Source organism: Sphingobium sp. CECT 9361 (assembly GCF_918741285.1).
GTDB lineage: Bacteria > Pseudomonadota > Alphaproteobacteria > Sphingomonadales > Sphingomonadaceae > Sphingobium.
Window position 1 is genome coordinate 1 of the sequence record NZ_CAKKNC010000073.1, and the last position, 1,025, is coordinate 1,025.

Consider the following 1,025-nt stretch of genomic DNA (forward strand, 5'->3'; position numbering starts at 1 on the left):
GATGCAAGCGTACTCGCCTGGCTCGACACGCTTTGAAATAATGTGAAGGAACGTGGGCAGGAAACCCCAGAACTCAGCCAATCTGGCCGCCTTCCTTCACATTATCGACACCTCGCGATTACTGGGTATCCTGCGCGGCGACAAGACCGCCATCATCCACGCGTCGTCCAAGGCCGAGCAGGCATTCAACTACATGATCGCCTTCGGGGCCGATCCCGCCGCAGCCTCGCCGTCCGAGGCATCGGCCGAGGGCGATGAGCTTTTGGCAGAAGCAGCTTGAAGGAGGCTGGCATGACTCTCGAGATCCAAATGCTCGCATGTCTTTCGACCGGGCATATCGATGAGGAGACCGCGCGCGAACTCGACGCTCTCATCGAAAACCTTCTTCCGGTAGCAGCCCGCGACGTCCCCGACATTTGGCAGGGCCAGATCGTCGCCGAACGCTGGCAGCAATATGGATGGTTCGTCTGGGTCCGATCCCCAGGCCGCGACGCCATGCCGTCTTCGCTGCGCGCCTGCCTCGCGCTCGCCGAGGCCGCGGGCGCCACGTGGGTCCAGTTCGATCGCGACTGCGCGCCGATCGACGCGCTGCAGGTCCACGACTGGTAGTTTTTCAAGTCTTACACCAAGGAGACCCGGCATGGGCTGGCTCACAATGTCGCGTTACCACATGAGCGGCCACGCGACCGCCAAGGCGTATCTCGATGCACAGTTCACCTACAGCCGAGACGTGGACGGCGTCGTCAAAGGGTTGAAGCTGCTCGCCTCATCCTGCCCGCAGAACCGGACCTATTACGCCGCCGCCCAGGTCATGGTCGATGGCATTGGCGGAGACGTCTTTGCGATCGTTTGCAAGGTGATCTGGAATCCCAAGAGCAAGACTGGCGAGCATTTCGGTTACAAGGACAGTGCGCCGTTGTGGCGCTGAAAGGAGTATCAGTAATGATGAGGTAAGTTGAGGAAACCTCTGCCCGCCAAGCTAACCTCGGGTCCGAAAGACCTGAAATCCGGAAACGGACGGGGGA

General features: G+C 60.4%; 2 protein-coding genes and 1 pseudogene. All 3 read left to right on the forward strand.

Annotated elements, in window-relative coordinates; translation table 11 throughout:
• Positions 1–52: 52 nt before the first annotated feature.
• Positions 53–280, forward strand: a complete 228-nt coding sequence (locus LQ220_RS24790; protein WP_230190628.1) for a hypothetical protein — start codon at positions 53–55, stop codon at positions 278–280.
• An 11-nt stretch (positions 281–291) separates the two neighbouring features.
• Positions 292–609, forward strand: coding sequence for a hypothetical protein (locus tag LQ220_RS24795; protein WP_230190627.1), 318 nt, complete (start codon positions 292–294; stop codon positions 607–609).
• A 31-nt stretch (positions 610–640) separates the two neighbouring features.
• Positions 641–907: pseudogene (locus LQ220_RS24800) on the forward strand (hypothetical protein); the annotation flags it as partial.
• Positions 908–1,025 lie beyond the last annotated feature (118 nt).